The following is a 5,391-nucleotide window of genomic DNA, read 5'->3' as shown; positions in this document are numbered from 1 at the left end:
CGTACGGGGTCGCGGCCCGCGCCTACGCCACCTCCCCCCGCAGCGACGACCCGTGGATCACGTCGCACCTGGAGTTACGCGACGACGCAGGCGCGCTGCACCCGGGCTACGGCTGGGTGTTCCCCCTGGGGACCGGCGAGGTCAACATCGGCGTGGGCACCCTCGCGACCGCGAAGCGACCGGCCGCCGGATCGCTGCGGCCGCTGATCGAGCTGTACGCGTCGCGGCGCCGCGGCGAGTGGGGCCTCGGCGAGACCACCCGCGTGGCGTCGGCGCTGCTGCCGATGGGCGGTGCGGTGTCCGGGGTGGCGGGCCGGAACTGGGCCCTGATCGGTGATGCCGCGGCGTGCGTGAACCCGCTCAACGGCGAGGGCATCGATTACGGCCTCGAGGGTGGGCGGCTCGTCGCCGGCGTCCTCGGCGCGGACGACCTCACGCAGCTGTGGCCGGCTCTGCTGCGCGAACGCTACGGCCGGGCGTTCTCCGCGGCCCGGCGGCTGGCCGGCCTGCTGACGCTGCCGCGGTTCCTGCCGGCCACCGGGCCCGTCGGGATGGGCTCGACGGCGCTGATGACGGTGGCCGTCCGGGTCATGGGCAACCTGGTCACCGAGCGCGACGAGGATCTCGTCGCGCGCGCGTGGCGGGCCGGGGGCGGCGCGTCGCTGCGGTGGGACCGCCGGCCGCTCTTCGCCTGACCCCGCCGGCCGAACGGTGCGGTCAGCGCACCGCCCGGTGCAGGGCCACGATCCCGCCGGTGAGGTTGCGCCATTGCACCGACCGCCAGCCGGCGGTCTGGATCCGCTCGGCGAGCTCGGCCTGCGTGGGCCACGCGCGGATCGACTCGGCGAGGTAGACGTAGGCGTCGGGGTTGCTGCTGACGGTCCGCGCGACCCGCGGCAGTGCCCGCATCAGGTACTCGAGATAGAGCACGCGCAGCGGGGCCGAGACGGGCGTGGCGAACTCGCACACCACGAGGCGGCCTCCGGGCTTGGTCACCCGCGCGATCTCCCGCAGGCCGGCGTCGAAGTCGGAGACGTTGCGCAGGCCGAACGAGATCGTGGCGGCGTCGAACACCGCGTCGGCGAAGGGCAGGCGCATCGCGTCGCCCGCGACCATCGGCACCTGCCGGAACGCGCCCGCCTGCAGCATGCCCTTGGAGAAGTCGGTGGCCACCACCCAGGCGCCGGACCGGCCGAGCTCCACCGTCGACACCCCGGTGCCGGCGGCGAGGTCGAGGACCCGCTCCCCCGGCTGCAGGTCCAGTGCCGCCCGGGTGGCGCGCCGCCAGCTGCGGTCCTGCCCGAAGGACAGCACGGTGTTGGTGATGTCGTATCGCTGGGCGACGCCGTCGAACATCGACGCGACCTCGCGCGGATCCTTCGCGAGCGAGGCCCGCGACCCGTGAGTAGTTGCCACGGTCGAAACGTTACCGCTACGCGCTGCGCCGCAGCGTGCCCGGCCGGACCGAGCAGACCTGTTCGTAGTGCCCGAGCAGTTCGTGGCACACCGCGGGCCAGGTGCGGCCGAGGACGCTGCGTCGCGCGGCCGCGCCGAACCGGTCCCGCAGCATCGGATCGGCGAGCGCGCCCACCGCGCCCGGCAGCAGCTCGGCGAACCCGTCGACCGGCAGCCGGTACCCGTTGCGGCAGTGGGCGACGAGATCGCGCGGGCCGCCCGCGTCGGGTGCGATCACCGGGACGCCGCTGGCGAGCGCCTCCTGCACGGCCTGGCAGAACGTCTCGTGCTCGCCCGGGTGGACGAACACGTCGAGGCTCGCGTAGGCGTCGGCCAGCGCGTCGCCGCCGAGGTGACCGGTGAACACCGCCCCGGGCAGGAGCGGTTCGAGACGGGCGCGCTCGGGGCCGTCGCCGACGACGACGAGCCGGTAGCGGGGGTCGGCTGCCAGGCCCGCGAGTCGTTCGACGTGCTTCTCCGGGGCGAGCCGCCCCACGAAGCCCACCACGAGCCGGCCGTCGGGCGACCATGTCCGGCGCAGGGCGGCGCTGCGCCGGGCCGGGGTGAAACGCGCGGTGTCGACGCCCCGCGCCCAGCGGTGTACCCGCGGGACGCCGTGTGCGGCGAGGTCCGCGGCGGCCGCCGTCGAGGGTGCGAGGGTGCGGTCGCACGCGCGGTGGATTCGGCGCGTCCACTGCCAGGCGGCGCGGGCCGCGAGCCCGAGCCCGTAGCTGGACGCGAATCCGGCGACGTCGGTCTGGTAGACCGCGACGGTGGGCAGGTCGAGCCGGCGAGCGGCGCCGAGGCCGCCGGCGCCGAGCAGGAACGGCGACGCCAGGTGCACGACGTTGGGGGCGAAGCCGCGCAGGATGCCGGTGAGCGCCGGCTGCGGCAGGCCCACGGGCAGGGAGCTGACCCTCGGGACGTGCACCGCCGGCACGCGGTGCACCGGGATCCCGTCGTGCTGGGTGGGGGCCGGGGGCTGTCCGGCGACGGTGTCGGGAGCGACGACCAGGGCCTCGTGGCCGTGGCGGTCGAGGTGCTCGAGCACGCGCAACACCGAGTTGGTGACGCCGTTGACGTTCGGGAGGAAGGATTCCGCGACGATGGCTACTCGCACCGGTCCAGCATCGCGGCGCGGCCGGTCGGTGGGAAGTGGCCGAGGTGTCCGCCGGGCGAAGTTCCGGCGAATCTTCTAGGCCGCGGCGGCGCTGCGCCGGCGGAGGTAGGTCAGCACGGGGGTCGCGATCAGCCAGGTCACCACGATCACCGAGGCCGCGGGTACGAGTGCGACGCGCACGTCACGGCCGGTGACCCGCACGAGGTCCGGGTCGGCGCGGGAGTATTCGACGGCGATCCGCTGGCCCGCGGTCAGACCCGTGGGGTACAGCACGCCGAGTTCGGGGTTGTGGGTGACGCCGTCGGGGGTGACGAAGCTGATCGCCGAGCGCAGCGAGCCCGCGGAGAGCACCTCGGCAGTGGCGGTGCCCATGTCGGAGCCGATGAGGTGATCGTTGCGCCACGCGCCGAGCACCAGGATCGCGGTGAGCACCGAGATGCCGACGGCGACGGCGAGTACCGCACGACGTGCCTTGTCGATCCCGCTCATGCGTCCGTCACAGCTGGGCACGCACGGCCGCGTGCAGTTCCCGCAGGCCGGAGCGGTCGGTGATCACCTCGAGCACCCGGATGCCGCCGGTGGGCGCGGTCCGGTCGGCCAGCGCGGCCGTCAGCGCGGACAGGGCCACCCGCTCGTGCGGCACCCGGTAGGCGGCGCACAGCGCGGCGAGATCCATGCCGTGCGGAGTGCCGAACACGCGCTCGAACACGCCGGCGTACTGCGGGTCGCCCTGCTCGAGCAGCTCGAAGATGCCGCCGCCGTCGTCGTTGGCGACGACGACGGTCAGGTTCTGCGGGCGCGGTTCGGCGGTGCCGATCAGCAGGCCGGACGCGTCGTGCAGAAACGTCAGGTCGCCCATCAGGGCGACGGTGCGGCCCTGCTGGTAGGCCAGGGCGGCGCCGACGGCGGTCGACACGGTGCCGTCGATGCCGGCGACGCCGCGGTTGGAGAGCACCTTCACCCCGTCGCGGGGGTAGCTCACCAGCGCCGCGTCGCGCACCGGGTTGGAGGCGCCGAGCAGCAGCTGATCCCCGTCGCGCAGCGCGTCGGTGACCGCCGCCGCGACGTGCAGTCCGGTCGGCTTCGGGTGGGCGTCGAGCTGGGCGCGCACCGCCTTGTCGGTGTGGGCGGACAGGTTCCGGCAGCGGTCCAGCCAGGCCGGGTCGGGACTGCCGGTGACGACGGCGCGCGTGCCGGTGGCGAGGACGTTGCCGGACACGTCGGGCCAGCGGGGTCCGGTGGTGAGCGCGTACACGGCCACCGCCGGGTCGGCGAGCAGCTTGGACACCGGCCGGTGCAGGGTGGGCCGGCCGGTGATGATCGCCTGCCGCGGCTTCAGCTGCGGCAGCGCCATCGGGTGCAGGGGGACACCGTGGAGCGGCGCGGTGGGTTCGGCCACGGTGGGCAGTTCCGACAGCTCGGGCCGGTAGGCGGAGCCGTGGCCGGAGATCACCACGGTGTCGGCGGTGATGTCGAGCTCCATCGGCACGTCGAGGGTGGCGTGCACGGTGGTGGTCCAGGCGCTGCCGTCGGGGCGGCCCTCGGGGACCGGGCCCTGGGGGTGGACGTCCGGGACGAGCGGCTCGCGCAGCGGGATGTCGAAGTGGACGGGCCCGGCGTTGCCGGAGCGGGTGCCGCGGGCGGCGGCGAGGACGCGGCTGACCGCGGAGCGCCACTCGCTGTTCTGCTCGATCCCTTCGGCCAGGCCGAGGCTGATGGTGGCGCGGACCTGGGTGCCGAACATCCCGAGCTGTTCGACGGTCTGGTTGGCGCCGGTGCCGAGGAGCTCGTAGGGGCGGTTGGCGCTGAGCACCACGAGCGGCACCCGAGCGTAGTTGGCCTCGAGCACGGCCGGCGCGAGGTTGGCGACGGCGGTGCCGGAGGTCATCACGACGGGCACCGGCCGGCCGGAGGCGACGGACAGCCCGATCGCGAGGAAGCCGGCGGTGCGTTCGTCGATGCGCATGTGCAGCCGCAGCCGGCCCGCATTGTCGGCGGCCTGCAGCGCGAAGGCCAGCGGCGCGTTGCGCGAGCCGGGGCACAGCACGACGTCGCGGACGCCGCCTCGGGCGAGTTCGTCGACGACGGCGGTCGCCTGGGCGGTGGACGGGTTCACGGCACCCAGAGTAGTGCGGCCGGGCGGTACGCCCCCGATGCCCCGGGCGGTACGCCCCCGATGCCCCGGGCGGTGCGGGACGAGGGTCACAGCAAGAATGGGGCGATGCGCACCGTCTTCGATCCCACCGAGCTGGGCACCGGCCGCTTCTACCGACTGATGACCGCCACGATCGTGCCGCGGCCGATCGCATGGGTGTCCACCGTGTCGGCGGACGGAGTGCCCAACGTCGCGCCGTACAGCTTCTTCACCGTCGCCGCGGTCACGCCGCCGGTGGTGCAGTTCACCTCGGTCGGGCGCAAGGACAGCCTCCGCAACATCGAGGAGACCGGCGAGTTCGTGATCAACGTCGCAACCGTGCCGCTGATGGAACGGGTCAACGCGACGTCGGCGGGCTTCGCGCACGACGTGGACGAGTTCGCGGCGGTGGGCTTGCGGCCCGAGCGCAGCGAACGGGTCCATCCGCCCCGGGTCGCGGACGCGCCGGCGGCGATCGAGTGCACCCTGCACCGGGTGATCGAAGTCGGGGACTGCTTCGTGGTGATGGGCGACGTGGTGGCCGTGTCGGTCCGGACCGACGTGCTGGCCGAGGACGGGATGCCGGACTTCGCGGCCCTGGCGCCGGCGAGCCGGCTGGGTCGCAACGAATGGGGCCTCACCCCCGCGGTGCGCCACCTCGACCGCCCCGAATGATAGGTTA

The 5,391-nt window shown here is 74.3% G+C and carries 5 protein-coding genes and 1 pseudogene; 2 read left to right on the top strand and 4 right to left on the bottom strand.

The annotated features are described in order from the left end of the window. Positions 1 to 695, top strand: a pseudogene (locus AIIKEEIJ_RS12160) (FAD-linked oxidoreductase); the annotation flags it as partial. Between the two features lie 22 nt (positions 696 to 717). Here AIIKEEIJ_RS12160 and AIIKEEIJ_RS12155 read toward each other — a convergent pair. The 4 genes from AIIKEEIJ_RS12155 to menD all read right to left on the bottom strand — a co-directional run bounded on the left by AIIKEEIJ_RS12155 (position 718) and on the right by menD (position 4,691). Next, positions 718 to 1,416 (bottom strand): demethylmenaquinone methyltransferase, encoded by a 699-nt coding sequence (locus AIIKEEIJ_RS12155; protein ID WP_006940858.1) that lies wholly within the window; start codon positions 1,414 to 1,416, stop codon positions 718 to 720. Positions 1,417 to 1,432: 16 nt separating this feature from the next. After that, complete coding sequence (locus AIIKEEIJ_RS12150; RefSeq protein ID WP_161995745.1) at positions 1,433 to 2,575, bottom strand: glycosyltransferase; 1,143 nt, start codon at positions 2,573 to 2,575, stop codon at positions 1,433 to 1,435. Between the two features lie 75 nt (positions 2,576 to 2,650). Further along, entirely contained in the window at positions 2,651 to 3,064 is a 414-nt protein-coding gene (locus AIIKEEIJ_RS12145) for a DUF3592 domain-containing protein (protein ID WP_043802286.1), read from the bottom strand. Positions 3,065 to 3,071: 7 nt separating this feature from the next. After that, on the bottom strand, positions 3,072 to 4,691 hold the full coding sequence (menD, locus tag AIIKEEIJ_RS12140) for a 2-succinyl-5-enolpyruvyl-6-hydroxy-3-cyclohexene-1-carboxylic-acid synthase (protein WP_161995744.1): 1,620 nt from the start codon (positions 4,689 to 4,691) through the stop codon (positions 3,072 to 3,074). Between the two features lie 105 nt (positions 4,692 to 4,796). On the opposite strand from menD, the gene AIIKEEIJ_RS12135 reads away from it, so the two are divergent. Continuing rightward, the gene (locus AIIKEEIJ_RS12135) at positions 4,797 to 5,384 is read left to right on the top strand and encodes a flavin reductase (RefSeq protein WP_161995743.1); all 588 of its coding nucleotides are present in this window, start codon (positions 4,797 to 4,799) and stop codon (positions 5,382 to 5,384) included. Positions 5,385 to 5,391: the final 7 nt, after the last annotated feature.

The organism is Rhodococcus sp. YH1 (assembly GCF_009939605.1).
Classification (GTDB): domain Bacteria; phylum Actinomycetota; class Actinomycetes; order Mycobacteriales; family Mycobacteriaceae; genus Rhodococcus; species Rhodococcus aetherivorans.
The sequence above is the reverse complement of the archived record's forward strand: the minus strand, read 5'-3'. Positions and strand labels throughout refer to the sequence as shown.